General features: G+C 33.1%; 11 protein-coding genes. 6 read left to right on the forward strand and 5 right to left on the reverse strand.

Going from position 1 to position 24494, the window contains the following annotated elements; all coding sequences use genetic code 11:
* Positions 1-24: 24 nt before the first annotated feature.
* The 3 genes from QL232_RS03425 (at position 25) to QL232_RS03435 (ending at position 6903) form a co-directional block, all read left to right on the forward strand.
* Positions 25-3186, forward strand: coding sequence for a multidrug efflux RND transporter permease subunit (locus tag QL232_RS03425; protein WP_281613092.1), 3162 nt, complete (start codon positions 25-27; stop codon positions 3184-3186).
* Between the two features lie 354 nt (positions 3187-3540).
* Entirely contained in the window at positions 3541-5241 is a 1701-nt protein-coding gene (locus QL232_RS03430; RefSeq protein ID WP_281613093.1) for a hypothetical protein, read from the forward strand.
* A gap of 318 nt (positions 5242-5559) precedes the next feature.
* On the forward strand, positions 5560-6903 hold the full coding sequence (locus tag QL232_RS03435; RefSeq protein ID WP_281613094.1) for an FN3 domain-containing metallophosphoesterase family protein: 1344 nt from the start codon (positions 5560-5562) through the stop codon (positions 6901-6903).
* Positions 6904-7000: 97 nt separating this feature from the next.
* On the opposite strand, the gene QL232_RS03440 is transcribed toward QL232_RS03435, so the two are convergent.
* Both QL232_RS03440 and QL232_RS03445 read right to left on the reverse strand, forming a co-directional pair.
* Positions 7001-8221: a GTP-binding protein gene (locus QL232_RS03440; RefSeq protein WP_281613095.1), complete on the reverse strand. Its 1221-nt coding sequence runs from the start codon at positions 8219-8221 to the stop codon at positions 7001-7003.
* A gap of 120 nt (positions 8222-8341) precedes the next feature.
* A complete protein-coding gene (locus QL232_RS03445) occupies positions 8342-9007 on the reverse strand; it encodes a murein L,D-transpeptidase catalytic domain-containing protein (protein ID WP_281613096.1) in 666 nt (221 codons plus the stop codon).
* 215 nt (positions 9008-9222) lie between these two features.
* Between QL232_RS03445 and QL232_RS03450 the strand changes: the two genes are divergently transcribed.
* Positions 9223-10032 carry an SDR family NAD(P)-dependent oxidoreductase gene (locus tag QL232_RS03450; protein ID WP_281613097.1) on the forward strand — a complete coding sequence of 270 codons (810 nt, stop codon included), beginning with the start codon at positions 9223-9225 and terminating at the stop codon, positions 10030-10032.
* Between the two features lie 75 nt (positions 10033-10107).
* The gene (locus QL232_RS03455; RefSeq protein ID WP_281613098.1) at positions 10108-11109 is read left to right on the forward strand and encodes a hypothetical protein; all 1002 of its coding nucleotides are present in this window, start codon (positions 10108-10110) and stop codon (positions 11107-11109) included.
* 84 nt (positions 11110-11193) lie between these two features.
* On the opposite strand, the gene QL232_RS03460 is transcribed toward QL232_RS03455, so the two are convergent.
* Both QL232_RS03460 and QL232_RS03465 read right to left on the reverse strand, forming a co-directional pair.
* Positions 11194-15687 (reverse strand): cadherin-like beta sandwich domain-containing protein, encoded by a 4494-nt coding sequence (locus tag QL232_RS03460; protein WP_281613099.1) that lies wholly within the window; start codon positions 15685-15687, stop codon positions 11194-11196.
* Between the two features lie 608 nt (positions 15688-16295).
* Positions 16296-17936, reverse strand: a complete 1641-nt coding sequence (locus QL232_RS03465; RefSeq protein WP_281613100.1) for a leucine-rich repeat domain-containing protein — start codon at positions 17934-17936, stop codon at positions 16296-16298.
* 447 nt (positions 17937-18383) lie between these two features.
* Here QL232_RS03465 and QL232_RS03470 point away from each other — a divergent pair, with 447 nt between their 5' ends.
* Positions 18384-19847, forward strand: a complete 1464-nt coding sequence (locus tag QL232_RS03470; protein ID WP_281613101.1) for a sulfatase — start codon at positions 18384-18386, stop codon at positions 19845-19847.
* A 270-nt stretch (positions 19848-20117) separates the two neighbouring features.
* Here the strand turns inward: QL232_RS03470 and QL232_RS03475 are convergent, their stop codons facing one another.
* The gene (locus QL232_RS03475) at positions 20118-24182 is read right to left on the reverse strand and encodes a caspase family protein (RefSeq protein WP_281613102.1); all 4065 of its coding nucleotides are present in this window, start codon (positions 24180-24182) and stop codon (positions 20118-20120) included.
* Positions 24183-24494: the final 312 nt, after the last annotated feature.

Consider the following 24494-nt stretch of genomic DNA (forward strand, 5'->3'; position numbering starts at 1 on the left):
ACACACTATTCATACACACTTAAAATGATCTCAAAATTTTTCATCAACCGCCCGATATTCGCAGCAGTATTGGCTATTATTATCGTACTCACCGGTAGTATAGCACTGTTTGAACTGCCGATCGCAGAATACCCGAATATCACACCACCAACTGTAAGCGTTACTGCTTCTTACCCTGGTGCTAGTGCAGAAGTTATTGCAGAAACAGTAGGAGCCCCTATTGAACAGTCTGTCAATGGCGTAGAAAATATGTTATACATGAGTTCTACTTCCAATAATGATGGTACTTATTCTTTAACTGTGACCTTCGAAGTAGGTACTGATTTGGATATTGCTACCGTATTGGTTCAGAATAAAGTAGCTCAGGCCTTACCAAAGATTCCAGATATCGTTCAAAAGTTAGGTGTTGTGACAGATAAATCTTCTTCTGGAGTATCTGTACAAGCAGCCAATCTAGTAATGATTGCCGCAATACAATCGGATGATGATATTGTAGATTCTTTATTCTTAAGTAACTATGCTAAAGTATATATCGCTGATGAATTGAAAAGAATCCCTGGTGTAAGTAACGTGAGTATTTATGGTGTGAATGACTACAGTATCCGAGTGTGGATGGACCCTTCGAAATTAAAAGATAGAGGTTTATCTACAGATGATGTGAAAAATGCCATTTTATCACAAAACGTTCAGGTTGCGGCAGGGCAGTTGGGTCAGACTCCTTCTGCAAGTAATCAAAAAAATCAATATGCTTTAATTGTTTCACCTGGCCGTTTGTCAGATGTAGAACAATTTGAAAATATAATTATCCGAGCGGATGAAAAAGGTAGATCTATCCATCTAAAAGATGTCGCTAATATTTCTTTAGGAAGTAAAGATTATACTATGTTTTTCCACCTAAACGGAAAACAAGCAGCAGGTATAGCGATCTATCAATTGCCATCAGCCAATGCATTGGAAATCCAAAAGCAGGTAACGGAAAGATTAACAGAATTAAGTAAGAAGTTCCCTGAAGGGATGTCATATACAGTACCTTTAGATACTACAAAATATGTAAAAGTATCTATCGATGAGGTAATTGAAACATTGGTGATTGCCATTATTTTGGTATTTATTGTGATGTACATGTTCTTGCAAAGTTGGAGAGCTACTTTAATTCCTGCAATCACAATTCCTGTAGCCTTGATTGGTACCTTCGCAGTGATGAGTGTGCTAGGTTTCTCCATCAATATTCTTACGTTGTTTGGATTAGTATTGGCCATTGGTATCGTAGTAGATGATGCTATTGTAGTAGTAGAAAATACCTCAAGACACTTGGAAGAGGGGATGAACCGAAAAGAGGCAGCCATCCAGGCCATGAAAGAGGTAACAGGACCTATTATCGCGACAACATTAGTATTAATGTCGGTGTTTATGCCTGCGGCTTCAATGAGTGGAATTACAGGGCAACTTTATAAACAATTCGCTTTAACAATTGCAGTGTCAACCTTGTTCTCCGCCTTCAACGCTTTAACCTTAAGTCCTTCATTATGTGCATTAATCTTAAAACCTAATGAAGAGAAAAAGCAAAGTTTTATCTTCAAATGGTTCAATAAAGGATATGACTATGTTTATGGTGGATATTCAAAAATCTTACTATTCTCAGTAAGAAAATACGGTCTTTCATTACTAGTCTTTTTAGGTATTGCTGCCTTTGGTTTGGTAGATTTCAATATGTTACCGACATCATTTATCCCTCAAGAAGATCAAGGGTATGTGATGACATCAGTAGAACTGCCAAAATCGGCGTCGATGAACCGCACAGCAGAGGTCAACAAACAATTGGATAAAATTTACGGTAATACTCCAGGTGTTGCTTCATGGATGACAGTGGATGGTTTCTCTATTATGGACGGAACAACAGCACCAAACAGAGCGACAGTCTTTGTGATTTTTGAACCATGGGACGAACGTATCGATGAAGGGTTGGATATCGACCACATCATGCAAGACCTATCAAAAAGATACGAGGAAGTATTTGATGCAAAAGTTACTTCTTTTGTTCCTCCAGCAATTAGTGGTCTTGGTAATACTGGTGGCTTCCAAATGGTGATCATGGACAAATCAGGAGCGGAGTATGCGAACCTACAAAAAGTAGCAAAAGGATTTGTTAGCGCAGGACAGCAACAACCTTCACTTACAGGCGTTGGTACAACCTTCGATGCTAAGATTCCACAACTTCGTTTGGATGTCAAAAAAGAAAAAACAGAAATGATGGGCGTATCATTAAATACAATTTATGATGCTTTGAACGCCTTCACAGGACAACAATATATTGATGATTTCACAAGATGGAACAGAACCTACCAAGTGAATATCGAATCAAAAGCAGAATACAGAAACAAGGTAGATGACCTTTGGAATATGTATGTGAAATCTGATAAAGGAGAGATGATATCTATCGGTACGCTTGTAGATATTTCTTACGAAGAAGCCCCTGAGATGGTGACGAGATACAACCTTTATAATGCAGCATACATCAATGGAGATGCAAAGTCTGGTTTTAGTTCTGGTGATGCCATTACAACGATGGATCAATTATCTCAGAAGCAACTAGACGAAGGAATGGTGGCAGAGTGGACAGGCTTAGCCTTCCAACAAATTCAGTCGAATGGTAGTGTCATCTTCGTCTTCCTTTTGGCAGTAGTCTTTGTATACCTTGTATTAGCAGCACAATACGAGTCTTGGTTAGATCCTCTGGGTGTAATTCTTGCCGTTCCATTAGCTTTATTTGGAGCAGTAGTAGCCGTCCAACTAAGAGGTTTAACAAACGATGTCTATATGCAAATTGGTATAGTATTACTAGTGGCACTTGCCTCTAAAAATGCCATTCTAATTATTGAATTTGCAAGAGACAATATCGCAGAAGGAGAGAAACTATTTGATGCCATTATAGACGCAGCCAAAGTACGTTTCCGTCCTATCTTAATGACATCATTTGCCTTTATTCTTGGTGTTTACCCATTGGTAATTGCTTCAGGAGCGGGTGCTAATTCAAGACATTCATTAGGAACAACAGTATTTGGAGGTATGTTGGCAGCTACATTCTTAGCCATCATTTTTGTTCCTTCCAATTACTATATCCTACATAAATATTTAGGAAAAAAAGAAACTGAAAAGTTAGAAGAAAATAAAGAAAAATCAGAATAGATTTTTGAGTAGTGTAGAATAGTAAAAGTCATCCTCACCTTTGGAGAGGATGACTTTTTTTGTAGTAAAAAAAACTGACCTTTAAAAGTTGTTGCCCATCTGTACATATACAATATGAATTCAAAAAAATCATCTATTTTATCTTATTGTTACTGTATATTATTCATTTATCATAGCATTGATTTATAGATAATTAATGTTGATAGATTGTTGTTATAAGCATTTTTTAGGATATAATTTTTTAATTATTTGAGTAGAAATATATCCAAAGATTAAGATTTTTTACTTCAATGATAAGCTGCGTTTTCTAAGGATATAAGCTACTCTTTTTCATTAGAAATTTATAATTAAATTATGTATTACAACAGACAAATTCTAAATGTTTGCTTCTTGCTAACTCTACTTATAGCCTCTTGTTCAACAGAGAAAAAAGAAGAAGATTTACCAACCCCCACAACAACGATTTCGACAGATATGCTTCCAACATTAACATTGGAAGAATCGGATTTTTTAAGAGGGACTACCTCTTTTGAAGTCGAAGTGACTAATGAAAACATCGACTTAGTAAGTGTAGAAGAAATGCAGCTTTTATTGGAAGGTAAAGACTTAGATTTTGATGTAAGTAATGAAAACAACAAATGGCTGTTTACTTTTAATTCTCTACAATTAGAAGACGGTATGCATGAGCTTACTTTTAGTGCTTCATTATCGAGTGAGTTTGAGTTACCTGAAAATGAAGTGTTAATTAAGCATACTGTAGAAGTAGATAACTACCTTCCGACAATTACGGTACAACAAGGTTATATTGGAGGCTACTTTTATGAAGATATTCAAGATAACCAATATTATTCTTCTGTAAATAGAAGAAACAACCATGAGAAAAGTATTTTTATTATCGATAAAGAAGGAACAAAAATATCTGAAGTATACGATCTTAACTTTAGTGAAGGGAACATAGACATTGCTATCCCTGAAACAACACGAGAAAGAGATTTCTTTTTAGTAGACTTCTTTACCTACGACCATTATTTTAAGACAGATCATCATGCCTTTGATGATTTGGATCGGGAATCGATGATAACTTACGGTGAATTAACATACACAGCAATCAACTCTATCAGTGAAACATCTCCAAATTATGAGCATATAGAAAACGAAATAGTAGAAAATGAGACTAAGGAAGTAACAATAGCTTATCCTACTGATGACAATATTTCTATTACTCTTAAGCTCATCAATGAGAATGAAGAAAACATTACTGAAACTGTTGAAAATGGAATGCGTTATGTTACCATCAAAACAGAATATTCTTCTTTAGGAGATAATTATCGAGAAGCAAACTGTTTGATGGTGGCTGAAGATGAAACAAACAATCACGCAATAGTTATTCTGAATTTATTGAATGATGGGGATACATTAACTGTATCTAAAAATGATTTAAAGGATGATGTAGAAACATTCAATGTGAGTAATGAAGAAAACTTTAGACAAGTTGTCCTTTCAGATGACTTAAATTTTATCGGTAATGGGTTCTATTCTTTTGATATTCTAGAAGACAATGTCATGGAAAGAACATATTTCAGAAATGTAATTAACAGTAATGTTGAAGTAAAGTATTTTTCTCTAAAGAGAAAGATCGAAAACCGTTTCTTATATGCGTTTACCAATCATGTAAGTTCTGCATCAGAGTTTAATAGCATTCAAGAATTTACAGAAAACGATATTCAAGTCACATTAGAAAATGACCTCTTGACTGTAAAAACAGACCTCCAAATAGCTAGTGATGCAGAAGTAGATGCATTAATATATTATGATGAAATTATCGTTGGTGAACATGAATTTAGATTCAAACAAAAGTTTGTGTCTCCATTTAATACATCAATTGCCTTTGACATCAAAACACTAAATAGTATTGATCACATTAAGACGCTTCATAATAGTAATTATGCTAATGTGGATGACTTTACACAATCGGCTGTAGGAGGACAGATATCTAACGATTTACTGTATTATGATGATGGTCGAATCTTGATTTCGAAATCAATAGAATTATAATTTGAATTAATAAATAGTATTTGATCGAGAAATAGTCTACCAGTTTTGGTAGGCTTTTTTTATTTCTTTTGCGATGTATCATATATAAAGTATTACGAATATTAATAGTAGTTATTAATACAAGAAATCCATGCAGATTTACATTCATATTATTGATTAATAATGGTTTATGTATTTGTGATTTCTTCTATGTGTTATAGAACTTATAGCAGTATAATGTTCAGATAAGAAATGATTAATTAAAAATTAATCGATTATGCTTAGTTTGGTGATGACAATACGTTAATATTAGATTCTAAATCATCAAGCATATTATTTATGAAACTTCTTACAGTACTCTTCTTTTCATTTTTTCTATATCAGAATACGCTAGCACAACATCATCACCATGATCATGGACATGATCATTATAAAGGACTTCATCATTGGGAAATTCCAAGTAGAGACCCAGACAGAATTATACTAAACTTTAATGGTGACCCAGCAACGAGTAGAGCTGTAACTTGGAGAACTGATAGTACTGTAACCAATGCCTATGCCCAACTTGCTGTTGCTACCGTTAATTCTAAGTTTACAGATAAAGCAAAGCAATTAGAGGCAGTCACTGAACCTTTTAATTTAGGTCAGTATAAAGGAAATGCTTCTTTAACTGTCCACTATCATAGTGTTGTTTTTACTGAGCTTAACCCTGATACACAATATGTATATCGAGTAGGAGATGGTAAAGCCCATTGGTCAGAATGGATTCAATTTAGAACCGCAAAAACGGAGTACTCGGCCACTCAATTTGTTTACTTTGGGGATGCCCAAAATGATGTGTTAGAACATTGGTCTAGAGTAATAAGAAAGGCATATCAAACAGCACCCAATGCAGCATTTGTAATTCATGCAGGAGACTTGATCAATCAGGCACATAGAGATTACGAATGGGCAGAATGGTACAAAGCAGGTGGTTTTATACATCGCCAGTGGACGGCTATCCCCGTGGTAGGTAATCATGAGTTTAGAGGGATGACAAAAGGAGCTCCAAAGCGCCTTTCGATACAATGGAGACCACAGTTTACCTTACCTGTAGAAAAAGAGTTAAGTAAAGAATTACATGAAACGGTATATACTGTCGATTACCAAGATATTCGAATCATAGTACTCAATTCGACCGATAAATTGGAAGAACAAGTAGAATATGTTGAAAATCAGCTAAAGGACTGTACCGCAAAATGGAAGATCATCACTTGTCATCATTCTATTTTTGCACCTGCTAAAGGACGTAATTTTCAATTTGGTAGAGATAAATGGAAGCCTATTTTAGATAAGTACAATGTAGACCTTGTATTAAATGGTCACGACCATACGTATGCAAGAGGACATGTGCCTATCAGAACTACAAAAAATAAGAAGAACGAAGATCTTCAGACGGTTTATGTCACTTCTGTAAGTGGGCCAAAACAATACAAATTGGATACTGAACAGATGAAAAACTATAAGGTAGATGGTTATGAATTGGATGCGTCTGGAGAGCAAACACAGTTTTATCAGGTCATCACCATTGAAGACAATACATTAAAATATGTGGCCTATACTGTATTGGGTGAGAAGTATGATGAGATGGAAATTTCAAAGGATTTTAAGACGGGTAAGAAGAAGCTAGTGAATGCTCAATAATAAGCATTTCAAATAAAAGAGAAAGCACATTCCATTTGTAAGGTACTTTACAAAAGGGTGTGCTTTTCTCATTCTATTCTAAAACATCTATTGCATTCTATTCATCATAAGCAAATGATCTTTCGACCGGCCAATCATCATCATAGCCCAGTTTCCAACGAAGTGTTTTTAACTCCTCATCAGTGGCAAGACATTCATCCAGATCTTTTCTAATTTGCTCTTCATCCATATCCTGACCAATCAATACGATTTCGTTGTTTCTGTCACCGAATGTTTGATCCCATTTTGCCTCAATTGATGCTTGGTTTTCTAAAAAGGCTACATAATTTAATCTCTTATTGAGGTGCATGCTACTCCACCATACTCCGGCACTATCTGCTTTTAAGGAACCTCCTGCCTGACTCCATACTAATGCTTGATCTGGTCTTGAGGCCAACCAAAATAGGCCTTTACTTCTTATTACAGTAGTAGGGAATAAGTATTGAATATATTTCCAAAAACGATCAGGGTCAAATGGTTTTCTATTTCTGTAGACAAACGAAGAAATACCAAATTCCTCTGTTTCTGGAGTATGTGATTCTTTATTTAACTCTTCGATCCAACCTGCACTTTGTTCAGCTTCTTCAAAATTAAATAGACCAGTATTTAAAATAGCAGAAGGAGCTACTTTACTGTAAGATGATTCAATAATTTTAGCTGAAGGGTTGAGCTTTTTTATAGCAGCATGTAACACTCCCAAATGATCTTTATCGACAAGATCTGTTTTATTCAGAAGAATCACATTAGCGAATTCAACCTGATCTGTAAGTAAATTGACAATGGTTCTGTAGTCACCATCAATATCTGTCAGTTCCCTATCTACAAGCCTTTCAGGGCTACCAAAATCTTTAAAGAAATTAAACGCATCTACAACCGTAACCATAGTATCGATATAACTGAATTTAGAAAGGTCGATACCGTTTTCTTCATCGATAAATGAGAAGGTTTGTGCTACCGGAACAGGTTCACTAATACCTGTACTTTCAATAAGTAAATAATCGAATCTATTTTCTTTTGCTAAACGTTCTACTTCAACCATTAGGTCTTCACGGAGTGTACAACAGATACAACCGTTGCTCATCTCTACTAATTTCTCTTCAGTACGCGATAGGGTATTTTCGTTTTTTACTAGATCTGCATCTACATTTACTTCACTCATATCATTCACAATAACAGCTACTTTTAAACCTTCTTTGTTGTGAAGAATATGGTTGAGTAATGTTGTTTTGCCTGCTCCAAGGAATCCACTTAAAACAGTTACCGGTAATTTATTGTTCATAATTTCTCTTCTAATATATGCGACAGTGTCGCAATATAATAATGAAAAGATTGTAGATGCAACATATACACCTCATTTCCTTTCATCTATTTAAGAATTAATTCCTGAGTGGAGAAGATATTATTGATAGATCCACATTAAAACATCATCCTCACTTTTTAAAAGAGGATCCAAATAACGCATAGTAGTATTGGAAACGGCAGGGCATCCCCAACCTTCTGCAGTTCCTTCAGGGAAAATCTCTTCATCTTTTACTGCCTCCCAAGAGTGTAAAACGATAATCCTTTTATAAGCATTACTATTACTACTTTCTAAACCATGCATCTTATAGTTCACATGGATACCCCAATTACTATAGCCTCTTTTTCCGATCTTATATTTTCCCAAAGAAGACAAATGACTTTCAAAGACATTACTAAAAGTAGGTTTGGCTCTGGTCTCATCACTAGACCACATAAAGTCACCACAGCCATGCGAAACCAACGCTTCTTTTAATACCGTTTTCTTTTCAAGATCATATACAAAAAAGCGATTTCTACCAGAGTGTATTCCCATATCAATCAGAATACAGTATTTAGAGGATAGATTATTTTTTTGATTATAGATGAGGGCTTCTTTTGCTTTTTGTTCAATACGATTTTTGATTTTCTCCTGAGTAAATTTCTTTTGATCATTCTGATACCTCTCCTTATTCCATTCTTCCAACCAATGGCTAGTAGTATCCTCTTGAGCAAACAACTGAAAAGTGAAAAGTATAAATATCAATAATGAATATATGGCTTTCATAAGGGTAAATTGAAGTGGATTTGTCACAATAGTATAACCGATGAGTGCATTGAATATGCACAGCTTACTTATATCATAAAGTGTACTAGTTTTGGTGTTTACAGTGTTGTGAAGAATATTATAACATTATTTAGATTTATGGAGGAGATGATTGATCTGAATTCAATGATATTTATGAAATTAGCTTTAACACACTTCACTAATGCAAAGAACACATGAAATACTTTAATAATAAGAATGTTTTTATCACCGGAGGGACAAGTGGAATCGGCTTAGAAATGGGAAAACAACTTTCTAAGTTTGGAGCTCATGTAGTGCTTTTTGGAAGAAAAGGACTAGAGGAAGCTAAGGAGACAATAACCCTCCAGAGTGATACTAATAAAGTACATGCTATTTATACTGAAACCACTGATTTAAATACTGTTGTTAGTGCCTTTGCAGAAGGGAATAATTTACTCGGTGGGGTAGATATCGTGATTCATTCTGCAGGAATCGGTCGGTGTGTTCCCTTTAATGATTTCGCAAAAGATGATTTTGAAGAATTGATAAATGTAAACGTTTTTGGTACTAGAAATGTAGCTGAAGCCGCTTTCCCATTATTAAAAGCATCACAAGGACAGTTAATGTTGATCGCTTCTTTAGCGGGGATTGTGACAAATTATGGTTATTCAGCCTATTCATCGTCGAAGTTTGCGACAATTGGATTTGCTGGAGTATTAAGAAGTGAATGGAAACCAATGGGAGTTCAGGTATCAGTAGCTTGTCCTCCAGAAATAGACACACCTTTAGTAGAGGCAGAAAGGTTAGAATCGCCCAAAGTAGCCAAAGTTTTAAAGCAATTTGCAGGAAACCTTCCTTTGGAAGTCGCATGCAAAAAAATGTTGAGAAGATTAGCAAACAAAAACTATATGATTATCCCAGGCTGGAAAGCTAAGTTTGTGGCAATTAACCAAGGTTTATTTCCTAGTTTAAATAACAGAATTACTGATTTTATCATCAGAATGTTTTTAAAAAAGGAGCTATGAAACTTAATGTATAAATTAAATAATTGTATTTTTAAACCGAATTTAACTTAGCTCACCAAATAAAACTTTTTTACTATGAATAATGAACAAGCTACTAATGAATTAGAGAAACAATCCGAAGAAAAAAATGAAAATAATAACGGTTTTTATTCTGAAAAAGGATTATATACTTTAGCAGGAGCTTCAACTTCCATTTTCATTATTACTAACCAATTAGTTTGTAACTTAATTGGGGAAGATCTTTTTCTTGAAAACATAACTAAAATTTTATTAGCTTTTTCTTTTTTTGTTTCAGTTTTGACCTCATGGCAAGGCATAACAAAATTAAAAAAACCTTCATATTATTATCTTCTATTGGTTAATACAGGGTTAATTTTTTCAAGTGTAACTGGCATGAACACTCAAATGCAGGATAAAGTAAATACTCAAAAAGTTACTTCTGTAAAAAGTGCTAGTCTATTACCAAACATATTAGAGTATAATAATATTTATTGGTATCAACCACAACCATTATTAGATAGTATTCATGATCTAACTGTTGAAAACCAAAGTATTAAGTTAGAGTTGAACCAAGTTTATAATAATTCAAAAAATGATACAATTGATTCGCTACATTTTGAAAACTTAAAATTGAAAGCAATGGTTGATAGTTTAACAGAAAGATTTAATAAACACAATCATCATCATAGTTTTGTTACTTCTAAAGACACAATAGTAATTAATTCCAGTTCTTCAAAATTAGTAGATAATTATAATAACTTACAGGCAAATTTAAGTGATTGGTTGTCTAGATATGAAAATAGCATAGAATATAAAAGTTATAAAGCAAAAGTTATTAATAAGAAGAAAATTTGTGAGATTTGTAAAAATAGGCAAGCAAAAGAGATTCATATGAAAAGTTATCAAAATATTGGTTTTCAAAAAATCAATGAAGCCTATGCTATATGTGAAAGATGCCATGATAAATTACATAGAATTAATAAAAATCATATACTAGATTTCAAATTTTTTAATCCGTTTAATGGTGAGTTTGATACTCTTATTTATAAATCTGCAAACAGGCATATTCACCAGTAAAGAAATATTCATTTATTATAGCCCTAACAAAATTTTCTTTGCTAGGGCTATGATTATAATAATTTAATTGAGTATTACTTTTTTTTAGAAAACCACTTTTTCGACAACATTCAATTCCTGATCAAATACCCTTACGATCATTAATCCTTTTTGATCGATATGAATTTTCTCTACGGTATTTTTTAAGGTTGATGCATACAGTAGCACCCCATTAGAGGAGATGACTTGGATGTATTTTCCCTTCAAAGTATCGTCAGATGCCACCGTAAGCTGGTGATCACTTGACTTATAAATTTGTAGGCCAAAATCCTCGTTGGATTGGGAATAAATGGTTCTATTGTTACTTGTTGAACTACTTAAGCTGGGGCCATCAATTGCTGAAATATAGTATTCAACTCCTTCAGTTTCATAGATATCACCACCGCCAAGAAATAACAGTAACTTATTGTAGGTAGTTTGTGATAGATCTTCATTCGAAAAATCAAATATATATTCTACCCATTCATCTTGTACTATAATAGAGGCTCTTTGGTCATAACTAGGGCCAATATTATTTTTGTTCATGACCTTTAAGATAAGATTATTATTCCTTGGATAGTTGGCCTGACCAGAAGCCTGAAATATTTTCACTCTAAATAGTTGGTCGGTACTAAAATCGATATCTCCATCTAGATTAAATACAATTACTGCATTTTGTACTCCTTGACGAACTACTTTTCCTACTTTAACAGCACTGCCAACAATATTATTACCGGCAGGGTTGGTGAGGTTTTGAGTGATAGTTGTCGTTCCAGAATGCATGGTTGTAGGATAGCTATTGCCATCAAATTTATAGTACTCTCTGCCTGGAATATCAAAATGTAACCAATAATATGCTGTAGCAGTTCCATCCTCGGAAGTGACCGTAATTAGGGAAGAATCATAAAAGTTTTTGGCTGTTATACTTTCAATAGTAGCATTTTCATTGTACGGGATGACTTGAAGAGACGGAAGATTAGTCGTCCCAATAGGTAAATTGATGGTGTACTCAAAAGTAGTAGGGTGAAATGATGTGATACTTATATCGTCCAATAAAATATCTACTAAAGTAGCATTCGATGGGTCTTTGGCGATTTCAAAAGTAAGCTGATATAATTTAGACAGGGAACCATCTTCACTTGTGACTTGAATATGTGTGGTATCTTGAAGTGATGTGGCCTCTTGGAGTAATATTGATGCCAATTCACTATTTTTATTAGCGGTAATCGATGGTACATTTGCTGTTCCAAAAGGTAGTGTAATCCTGTAATTTAAAGTATTGGGATCAAAACCTTGTAAGGGTTCATTATTGATGGCTATTGATTTTAAATCAGCATCTTGTGAGTAGTTGATGTGCGGACCTTCAACATCAGCGATATAATATTCCACACCACCTGTCTCATTGATATCACCTCCACCAAAAAAGATCAATAGCTCATCATAATCGGTTAATGTGAAATCTTTATCAGAGAAATCGAACACATATTCTACCCATTGATCTTGTTGAGTAATAAGGATAAAATCTTCATATTTGGGTCCATTATTCTTTCTATTTTTAACGGAGAAATAAATATTATTGCGTTTAGGATAGGCACCCTGTTCAGAGGCCTGATAGATCTTAAAGCGAAAGACTTTTTCCCCTGTTTTATCCAATTGACCATTAAGGTCGAAAGCAATTAACGCATTCTGATAGGGACCTCTAGTGATTTTGGCTACTTTGGTAGAATCAGCAACAGTCTCATCGGGGAACGGATTGTCTAAATTTGGTGTGACCGTTACGGTATGTCCTCTTAAACTAGGATAATACTCCCCCTCATCAAATTTGTAAAATGCTCGACCGAGCACATTGAGTTTTACCTTGTAGGTTTGCATAGAACTACCATCTTCGCTATATACATTGATGATCGTAGTTCCATAAAAGTTTTCGGCAGGTATGATCTCAATTGAATCCTTGGCATGATAACTAGTGGCTTGTATGTGTGGAGTTTCCACCATTCCTTCCGGTAAATTCACTTGATATTCAGTGGTATATTGTGAGAAGTTTTCTACGGGTATATCATTGACGGTGATTTCTTTTAAAGAGGCCTGCTGAATCTTCTCTACAGTGAGTGGCGTTCCTTCAGTAAATAGGAATAGTTCTATTGCTGCTGTAGATTGATTTGTTGAAGAAAGTGTCACTTCATTAAACCCTTGTTGAGCTTCAAAAGTCCCTTGTAGATCTACATCCACTTCACCTATTAAGTTCCAATTTTTATCATATATTTTTGCTTTTTCACCACCTCGGTATTCTATATACTGACTTTCTGTTGCAGAAGCTAAAATAGTGGTCGGTAGAGTTAAAGTAGCACCATTGATATGAATACTAGGGTGAACAACATCCTCATTTCCCCACATGACTCTGATGATAAATTGAGGTGCTTGAGTCGAGTATTTATTTTCCAAATATTTTGTAGCTCCAAAGTTTGTTTTTACCCTCGGAATATACATTCCATCTTCTTGTTTCGAATGGAAATATTGTAAAGCAGGTTCTACTTCTAGCTCACCTTGAATTGAATCTACATGTTGAGACATCATTTGGATAGGGACTAACTCATATTCTTGGTCTAACTCTTTAAGTTCGTAAGTGACTTCAGATGCCCATTTATTTTCATACTTAAAGTGTGTTGAAGTCATGACCTGTCGTTGCGCTGCAGTAAGCTTTCTATTTGCATTTTTCCACTTTGGTAGTAATGATAATAACTCTTCAGTCTTTCCGTACTGTGTTAGCTCTTCCAAAGAAATACCAAACATAGGATCAGGTCGTAGTATTGAGAAATTTCTTCCATTTACCGCAGCCTGAACACTTAACATAAAGTTAGCTGCAAAGAGGTTTGATGATTCCCTTACCTCATTTTTATGGGTAGTACTTTTTCGTTCTAAACGAAGTGATGGTCTGCCATGGTTATGGTCTCCAACAGGAGAAGTAAGGTAAGCCTTTGTACTATTTAATTGATATTCAATATATCCTGCTTCAGGCTCTTTTCCATTGGAAGTTCTCACAACAATCGGATGATCTACTTGTTCATATACTTTCTGTGCAAACTTTCGGAACCCCCACTTTCCGTCAAAGACATGAATCTCAGCACCATCAAACAATGCGTTAGATACCTTGCAGTCATTTAATAGCTCTGCATATTTCATGGTAATCGTATCGAAAAGAGCAGAGTTATTTTCAGGAACATAAACTTGATTATAGGCTAATATAATCCCTTTCACTTTTGTGTCTTTGGCATGTTCAGAGCGGGGAGTATTAAAGATACTTCTGTTTTCAATATTAAATTGCCAAGTGCCATCAGGTAAAGTTTGGATACCGTTTACTTGGACCATTTCATCACCAATTTGTAGGTATTTGTAATGAAAGAAGGTAGGTAAGGGACCACTTAGATGACCAAATGTGTTACTCTCCTGTGAAAGTGTAGAGGGTGCATTATACCATGTTTCTTTTGGTTTAAAATATACCACCAGCTCATTTTCTGATATTCCTTGTTGCAAAGTACCCTCTACCCAAGTCGCTAGGTCATCAGATAAATTATCCATTGCGTAAAGTGGGTCTTGTTTTCCAATACCGCCACTAACATAGTGTAAATTAATACTTCTATCATTTTGGGCTTGAGTATTGGAAAATGTTTGGAGTTCTTCTTTCCCATTGAAAATACCGTTAACCTCCCAGTTGAGTGTATTTGATGGCCAAAATCCACCATGCCATACGTCCGTAAACATATTGATAGTGGTCACATCTGCCATTTCAAAATAGGGTTCAAAAAGTGGAAGCTCCAGTGCATTATTGGGACGAATATAAAATACACTTTGATCCTCAAAAGTAGCTTTCCATTCTTCAATCCATTGGACAGCTCTTTCGTAATTCCAAGTTCCAGGAACTGTAGGATGTGGCATGGCCTCTCTACCCCAAGCTCGTAGTATACTTTCATCCTGTTCTTCCTCATTGGAAAAAGTATATAGGGCAAATCCCCCCAAAGTATTTCCTTTATATCTTTCCCAAAGATGTTCGAAAGAGATACTTAGATGAGATGCTGTACTTTGATCCAAAGTCATATAATCAAAAGAAAGCAACTTTGTATGCTCATCTGTATTGATTGTAAATGTCATCGTTGCTCCTACAGGTAGATCTCCATAAAAATCAATCAAGTTAAAAGCGATATAGGTACTTTGTGCATCGATGTTGAAAGTAGCATAATATTGCTCATTGGTGGTAGTGAATACAATGTTATCAGCAGAAGTGAAGACTTTAGTAAACACAAGGTCCTCTTCATTTGGTATTTGTAATCTTAATCCATTGTTGACATTATTTCGTAAAACTTCTTTTCCACTACTTAATTTTAGTGATTTTGGATGTGCATCACTTCCTATTTCAAATTGAAAGCGGCCCGATGTAAAAACCAAAGAAGATGTGACAGGAACTAATTGAGTAGGGATGACTTGGGTAGATAAATCTTGACCATAAGTATACAACCCTACAAACAATAGCTGTAGCACCATTGAAAGTGGTAATAATTTATTCATTTCATGTGTGTTTAATCAAATAAGTAATATTCCGCGATTTTACTTATCCCATTCAAAAATTATTTCTGAAAATCTCGATTGTCTGCTAAAGGGTAAGATCATTGATTTAATCTTTTAGAGTTAAGTAGTTGTCAGACAAAAGATAGATGTAGTGATCGATAGCAATTGCTTTCTTTATTTAGGAAGCATAAGGTCCATTGACAGTATTTTCATGTTACTTTTATTTAGATGTAAAGAGCTGTATTATAACTCAGTAGAGAATTGATTTCTTGTAAGTGTTGTTGTTACAATTTTAGCACATTGGAGTAGACTCTACCGTACTCATATCTTTCAAAACCTTCACTTACAGTATTGAGTTTTGTAAGTAATTGATTATAAGTAGTATGTGTTAGTTGGGATAAAACAGGAATCTTATGTAAGAAATGGGTTATCGTTGATATTTCAAAGGTGAAATCATTTCCATCGAAAGATAGTTAGGAGCAAAAACAATGGAATAAATAGTAAAAGTGTACTTAGATAATAGGAAAAAGAAAAAGCTTAACATAGGAGAAATTGTTTCTTTCTACCTATGTTAAGCCTTTTTTTATTTGTGTAATACGATAAATATATTACATTGTTCTTTCGTTGGCTTCATCAAAAGTCAACTCTTCTAAATCCATATCTAAAATTGCTTGAGGAATTTCACCTGTAAAAGAGTTACCTTCTAATTTTAGTATTTTAAGATTGGTAAGGTTACTTAATCCTTCAGGAATTTCACCTGTAAACTCATTATAATTAAGATATAGATTTTCCATGTGCTCATACTCGAGTAAGAAAGACGGAAATTCAGTATTAATCTTGTTTGAACCAACAAATAACGACTTTAATTTCGTTAGGTCTGCCAAGCTTTCTGGTAAGTAAGTAATTTCATTACTCCCCATATAAAGTACCTCTAAATTGACTAATTTATTGATGTCATTTGGTATACTCTTTATGTAGTTTCCACTGAAGCTCAACGCTTTCAATTTAGTACACTTGAATAACCAATTCGGAAGTGTTCTAAAGGCATCCCAGCAATAACTCATATATAAAACCTCTAAGTTAGGCAATACACTAAGGTCTGGAGTAGGATCCATGTTACCGTTGTCTGAAATAGACAATTTTTCTAGGGTCTTCATTTTTGTCACTACAGCTGGCAAGGGACCTGAAATAATTGTTTGTCCCATATTCAACTCAGTAATTGATAATTCAGCAAGAGTACTTGGTAAATCATCAAAACTTGTATCGTAAACATTAAAGATCTTTAATTTTGTCAGTTGGTTGATTTCATTAGGGAAGAGACTGAAGTAATTATAGTTAAACTTTAGGTTTACTACATCAGTAAGGTTAGCAAGATCTCTAGGAAACATTAATTTTCCATGTAACTGGAAATCTCGATCTAGTCCCCAAATATAGAGTTCTCTAATTCTATTATCGCCATTTACTTCAACATTCGTAAAATCTTTAAGTTCAAGTGAAGCATCCCAATTGTATCGATCCAAGTTAGTCTCATCGATTTGATAGAAAACGTCTTTTATAGCTAATAGAGTAGCTTTATCCGAAAAGCCTTCTTGTAAATCAATAATATCAGACGTTTTGACGATACTACTAGATGTACTGATAGAACTAAATTCAGCATACGAAGTTAAGAACTTTGAGTTCTTTGCATCTTCAGAGACCGCAGTAATAAAAAAGGCACCGCTTATAGGGTAGATCGCTTTATTTTCACCCACTTGATCTGTACTTGCTAATAGCGTACCATCTAATGCTGTAATCTCTAAGCTTAAGTTTTTGAATGCATTTTTATACTCTTCCTCAAGCTCAATAACTAAAACATTGATATCAGTAAGTTTCTCCTCGAAGGATAAATTTGTATCCTCATTGGCTTTGATATCAATCGTAGTTTCATATTTAAAAGCAGGAGTACCGATACTCTCAGGGTTATTCGTGATATTCACCGTATAAGATCCAACCCCTAGTTCATGAGTTTCGTTTGTTATTTCATGTCCAGCTTGTCTACCCGATAAAGTAGCAGTAATCAAGACATCAGAAGGCTCAAGTGCTAAAATTTCAGAGTGTACAGAAGTTTCAATGTTAAGATGCATCTCAGATAATACGAGATTACCGTTTTCCCATTCTGTAGTTTGCTCATCTTTGGTAGCATCACATGAATAGAAAAAAACAAAGGCTAACACAGACAGAGATAGCCATGAAGAGTTAAAAAGTTTCATTAGTTAATTAGTTGATATTTCTACAATAGTTATACTATACAATATTAATAAGAATAAGGGGAGAATGCAAAGGTGAAGAAGACCGAGAATGATTTAAGAATTAGAAATCTACCTATAGCAAATACTCGTTGTATTGGAATTAAAGCTATAAACGGTTAATAAGAGTATCATCAAGCAAAGAATTGATGGAAGATGGCTTACTCATTTCCAAAAATTAATTTTTTGAATAGTCTCTGCTATTTTTTATTGAATTCAAGCTATTACATAGCTAACGATTTTTCTAACTAGTAGAAGGAACTACCAATTTTTTAATACAACAAATATACAATTTGTAGGAAAGTTGATTTCATAAATTTTAAATATGAAATACAAAATACAAATATATGATTAGTTGTAGAGGATTTATACTTCAACCTTAAGATTGAATAGTACATAAGAAAAAATGAAATGAAAAAAATACACCTCTTTCTACCCTTAGTTTTTATACTAATAAGTTGTCATAAAAATACTTTTGATAAAGATAAAACAACGGACAAACCCAATATTGTACTTATTCTTACGGACGATTTAGGGTACAATGATATAGCCTCTTATGGAGCCCCAAAAATCAAAACACCTCATCTAGATCAGATGGTAAAAGAAGGAATAAAGTTTACAAATTTCTATGCACAACCGCTTTGTGGACCTTCAAGAGCAGCATTGTTAACCGGTTGTTACCCCATTAGAATAGCCGAACCGAATAATGTGAAGAACTTTCATACGAAACTTCATCCAAACGAAATAACTATAGCGGAAATGCTAAAAACTGAAGGTTATACTTCTGCCTGCATAGGGAAATGGCATGCAGGGGAAAGTGTAGGACAAATGCCATTAGATCAGGGTTTTGACCTATTTTACGGAACACCTAAATACAATGGAAATACGAAATTGATTGAGGATAACCCTAAATTTAGAGCAACTGTACTTAATAATACGGACACAGTTATGACCATCAATACGGTAAAAGAAATGGGATTACTGACGAGCATGTATACGCAGAAAGCGACCACCTTTATTAAAGAGAATAAAAGTCGTCCCTTCTTTTTATACCTAGCACATAATATGCCCCACGTACCTTTGGGAGCTTCACAAAATTTTAGAGGTACTTCTGAAGGAGGTTTTTATGGAGATGTTATTGAAGAGTTGGATTGGAGTGTTGGGGAGGTACTTAAAACATTAAAAGAAGAAGGATTAGAGGAGAATACATTAGTTATTTTCACTTCTGATAATGGCCCTTGGGTCGAAGATAAAATTGGGGACCATGGAGGAAGTGCATATCCTTTAAGAGGGAATAAAACGCAAACATGGGAAGGAGGTGTAAGAGTCCCTTGTATTATGCAGTGGAAAGGAAAAATGAAAGAAGGCCAAACGAACCATGAATTATTAACTACCATGGACTTTTTTCCTACTTTTTCAAATCTAGCCAATGCTAGAATACCTCAAAATCTCACCATAGATGGCAAAGATTTTACAGAGGTAATCCTTGAAGGAGCGGAAAGTAGCCTTCAGTATTATTACTACTATTCTTATACTCATTTGCATGGTGTTAGAGATAAGGATTGGAAGCTGGTACTTCCTCGACAAGCAAAACCTAAATTTATGAAATGGGCAAAAAGAAAGATTGATGGAGTAAGCGAAATACAACTCTACAACCTTTCTACAGATAAAGAAGAGCAATTCAATGTCGCTGATCAATATCCAGAAAAGGTAAAAGAACTTATGTCGAAAATCGAAACAGCCAGAAAAGAATTGGGCGATAAAGACCGTATCGGTGAGAATGTTCGTTTTTTCGACAATGCCCCTAACACCCAACGCATTGAGGAGTACAATAGATTAATGAATACGGTGAGTGTTGGTGATGTTCGGTTGTAGGGGAGAGTGGAGTTGAAATAAAGGGATGGATTTTCAATGGATTTTCCTCAACAACCTAGGATTTAAATCCTGGGTGGTTGAGGGGAAGTCAGAAGTTGACTATTCCCAATTTTGTGGATCTTACTTTTCCTATGACCATTATGCTGTCGTAATCCTTCTTTTAATGGACTAGGGTCTCTAACACAATTATTAGGCTAAACGTTATGAACATTTCGATAGAATTTTAAAAGTATCATATAACATGGTTCACACTAATAGATTATGTTATTTTTATTCAAATAAAACAGTTTTTTTAAGATTCAGTAAACCATTTTTAATGAGAGGTATACAATGTACATTATTTTTATTTTCCTGTAAGCTGATTTCACCTTCATATAATCCATCGGAATTAGAGATGATTTTTAGATACCCAGAATAAAAGTTAGCAGAAAGAATTTTTCTATTAAAACTTAAAGTGACCAAATGTTTTCCCTCATTATTTAGAATACTGACCTTATTATCTTTAATCCCGATAAATAAATTCTCATGATTAAAAAAGTTTATAGAATTATAATTAGGACCTTTATTAAGGTATTCTAACCTGTTCTTACCCACATAGTAATTAAAAAAATATGAATCTCTTTCATTTTGTAATACAATGAATTTATCCTTCTTAAAAAGGACGTGAATATAATCGTCATCATGATTAGATGGAATTTCAATATGTTTAAACACGGAATCTTGAAAAGTAAATTTATTTGGGGTATCAGGGTCGTGGTTATCTTTTATATAATATTCTTTTGAAAGAGTCGTAAATGTTTTTGATGAATATATATTAAAATCATTTTTCTGAGTAATAGGCTTGAATTCTTTTATTGGATTAAGACTTTTGTTTGGTACATCAAGAAAATACAGTGTGTTATAAGTTTTAACATAAATGTCTTCACCAATATTTATTATTCTTCTGTTGTAAGATTGGTTATTAGAAATTTGCTCATTTTGATTAAACAAACATATTGTTCTCAAAGTATTTCTATTAAGTAGATTTAAAATAGTATTATTTTGATATGAATAATAAGCTATGTATTTACTAGAGTTAGTATCTAAATCATTATTATTTATTTCAAATGGTATTGGATCTGTGAAATTTCTATTAGTCAAATTTACCAATATGGTTGAAAAGGATCCTCCAATATGAGAGTATAATTGAATTTTTAGTATTTCATTAATAACATGATATGAAATAGAAGTGTTTTCAAGTTGAATTGGTTTATTTAATTTATAAATAATTTCTTTGCTATTTATATTAAAAATTGAAATATCTGTGACAACTTTATTATCTAGTATATTATGATTTGATAATGAGAACAAACTATCATTGATTGTTTTACTATCGTCATATTTAATATTTATTTGATTGGTATGAGTATATTGGGAGTTAAATACTTCTACTTGGTCTGTTAATAGTATCGGGGTTAATTTGTTGTTAATTCTAGTGACAGTTTTTTTTCTTACTGGTAATGTTCTTTTATCTAAAAAATTAAAGATATTATAATTAACATTTAAAGATACACCATAAATCAAATTAGAGCTTTCAACCCTATTCCAACCATTATCAAACCATTTATAAGCCCAATCTTCATCAATACTAGACAAAAAAGAAAATGATAAAGAGTCTAAATGATTTAATTTATCAGAATAACTTAATGGATGATTATATGACTCTAATTCTTTTTGAAATAAATATATTATTTCACCATCTGAGTTTATCTCATACATATAAGGTTTCTTAGTATTTTCTTCTGCAGTTAGTAATATATAATGATTATTTTTTATTCTAATAATCTTATCCATCCAATTATCGTTTGTCCAATATTGATTTATAATAGTTCCAGGTAGTATTTTAATTATTTCACCTTTAGAATTAAAAATTATTGGTTTCCCTTCTAATTTTTTTTGTTCATAAACTTCATAAAATCCACCATTGATTATAAATGTTTCTTCATTTAAAAAATAAGCACTTCTTCTAGTATCAATAGGACCGTCATCACTATTAAAAAGTAGACATTTAAATCTCAAATTTTTATTTAGAACAGAAAATCTTCCATTCCAATAATATACTATAATAGTTTCATTTTTTGGTGAAAATGAAAAATCAATACAAGTGCTTAAAGGTAATTTTGTTTCATTTATAATAGTTCCATTTTTGGAAATGTGCTGTATAGATTTATTTGTTAGTAAATAAAATCCATTGCCATTAGTATACATTCTAACAAAGTAACCATTTATTTTAAATCTTGAAATTATCTTATTTGAAGAAATAGATTTTATAAGGATGTCATGTTTATGTGCAATGACAACAATAGAATCATTCAATAAAAGAAAGTCATGAGGGTAATCATTACTGTTACTAATCTTTAAAGAGTCATTAACTTCTTTGATATATGTAGTTTTGTCGTCTCGTAATTCAAATTTCTCTTTAGTAAGCTTGAAACTTTTATTGATGTAAAAAATATAATCAATAGAATCGTTATTCATTTGGATTTCATCTAAAAGAACATTGTTATTGATAGTTAATAAAACATGTCCATCGGAAGAGCTAAATATATTTCTGAATGAATAATAAAAATTATCTTTTTGTGGTATAGTTTTGACTTTTTTACCTTTCAAGTTATACGTAATATACTCTCTACTTTCACCTTCATTATTTTTCGTCATTTTATGATAACAAAATGTAATATTCTGGTTCTTATCAAAGAAAATATTACTGACAAAGTCAGAGTTCTCAATTTTAATATTCGCTATTTTTTTGTTCCGTTTATAGAACATATAAGAGCCTTTTGATTCTTCTATTACAATCAATTCATCTTTTGAGACTTGAAAAGCTCCTTTGTTATTTATAGATATATCATTATTGATTTTGAAATCATAGACTTTTTTAAATTCATCATTGTATACATTAAGTTTTCCATCATAATATGTATATATTCTATTATTCTTAAAAATAGCAGAGTTGAAATTGAATTCTTTATCGAATGATTTTAATACATTTCCATTAAAGTCAAGAATATGGTATAATCGGTTATATGGATTATCAGAATAGGCAAATATTTTTCGTCCTTCATAATCTACACTGATCCCATAATAAGAAAAATCGGAAATAACAGAAGAGTCAGTTTTGATTAATTTTTGTTGTGGAAGAGGAGGCTCACTTAACTTTTGACTAAAGTATAAAGAATCATGTTCTAACATCATCTTATAATATACTTTTTGAAGGTCATAATTAGTACTATCTAATTCATAAGCATCTACTAGGTTTCGTACAACATCAGCATAGTTCTTCTGAGCATAAGCCTCTCTAGCGTCTTGAGTAAGTACAAGGCTTCTTGCCTCTCTCTCCCTCCTTTCGGCTTCTAACTTAAGGTTTTTCTCTTCCAATAATTTGTTCACAAGAGATGAGTTATCACTACTTTTTATTCCTCCAATGATAAACTCGCTTCCAGGTTGGTTATCTCCAAAGAAACCATACATTGATTCTGTTATATTTAACTGAGCTTGTTGGTGGAGCCATGACAGTGTGATAGGATGTCCATTTTTATCACCATTTTCTAAAGCATCAAGTAGTAAATAACAAAAAGGTGAGTGCTTTTCAGCATACCCATCGGGTACAGGTTCTAATGCACCTGATGTTAAGAATAATCTTGATTTTTTAGCTAATTTCTGTTTGGCATATGTCGTAGTACTTTTTGAGTCATAAACCTTATTTCCAGATCGATAAGAGTTTACTTTGTTATTAAATGTTCCTCCAAAGCAAACATCTAAAATAATTCCAACATGTTTAGAAGGTAAAGAATTAAGAATTCCATTGAGTTGATTATATGCTAAATAAGTGCTTCTTGCAAAATCTTCAGTAGATGGTTTTGTATCTTTGAAAACTAAAAAACCATCATTATAAATAGTCTTATCATAATCCCCATGACCAGCAATAAAAACTAGAAATCGATCATCTCTTTTAAGTTTATCATGGTAAGATATAATTGTCTTTAAAACATCATTTTTTGTAGGAGAAAGTAATAGTTCGGTTTCAAAATTATATTTAACTTCTAATAGTTCTTTCATACTTGTTGCATCATACTCTGCATTTTTAAGGTCACTCCACATAGGTTTACCTTCATATTGATCAGAGCCAATAATCAGAGCATATTTACGGCTATCAGTAATTTTAGAGCTATAATTGTCTATTTTAGGAGTAAGGCCTCTGTTGGTACTATTGGTATCTATTTGTTCTTGGGCAAATAGTAGTAGAGAGAAGAAGGTAAATGTAAGTAGTAGCGTGATACGTTTGAAAGTCAACATTATTGTAGGTAAATATTATAAATGATTTACTAAGGTAAAAAAATATTTTTAGGAATAGATTTTTTATTTTAAAGTAATAGAAGGATGTGAAAATATAACCGTATTTATAATTTAGTTGGTATAGTCATACTTTGGATTTATGGCTATTAAAATTCATGTTTTTTCTGTAATTCTCTGAAATAATGATACAGTTTTTTCAGTTTAAAATAAATTAAGATAAAACTCAGTAATTGATTAATTATTGTGTCTTATTTTTTTCTTAGCAGCCTCCTATTACATTTTAAGTTCTAATAACTCTTGCTCAGGTATTTT

The organism is Flammeovirga sp. SubArs3, assembly GCF_947387565.1.
Classification (GTDB): Bacteria; Bacteroidota; Bacteroidia; order Cytophagales; family Flammeovirgaceae; genus Flammeovirga; species Flammeovirga agarivorans.

Coding starts and splice junctions, on each gene's coding strand:
- QL232_RS03425 (WP_281613092.1), top strand. CDS start 25: ATGATCTCAAAATTTTTCATCAACCGCCCGATATTCGCAGCAGTATTG.
- QL232_RS03430 (WP_281613093.1), top strand. CDS start 3,541: ATGTATTACAACAGACAAATTCTAAATGTTTGCTTCTTGCTAACTCTA.
- QL232_RS03435 (WP_281613094.1), top strand. CDS start 5,560: ATGAAACTTCTTACAGTACTCTTCTTTTCATTTTTTCTATATCAGAAT.
- QL232_RS03440 (WP_281613095.1), bottom strand. CDS start 8,221: ATGAACAATAAATTACCGGTAACTGTTTTAAGTGGATTCCTTGGAGCA.
- QL232_RS03445 (WP_281613096.1), bottom strand. CDS start 9,007: ATGAAAGCCATATATTCATTATTGATATTTATACTTTTCACTTTTCAG.
- QL232_RS03450 (WP_281613097.1), top strand. CDS start 9,223: ATGAAATACTTTAATAATAAGAATGTTTTTATCACCGGAGGGACAAGT.
- QL232_RS03455 (WP_281613098.1), top strand. CDS start 10,108: ATGAATAATGAACAAGCTACTAATGAATTAGAGAAACAATCCGAAGAA.
- QL232_RS03460 (WP_281613099.1), bottom strand. CDS start 15,687: ATGAATAAATTATTACCACTTTCAATGGTGCTACAGCTATTGTTTGTA.
- QL232_RS03465 (WP_281613100.1), bottom strand. CDS start 17,936: ATGAAACTTTTTAACTCTTCATGGCTATCTCTGTCTGTGTTAGCCTTT.
- QL232_RS03470 (WP_281613101.1), top strand. CDS start 18,384: ATGAAAAAAATACACCTCTTTCTACCCTTAGTTTTTATACTAATAAGT.
- QL232_RS03475 (WP_281613102.1), bottom strand. CDS start 24,182: ATGTTGACTTTCAAACGTATCACGCTACTACTTACATTTACCTTCTTC.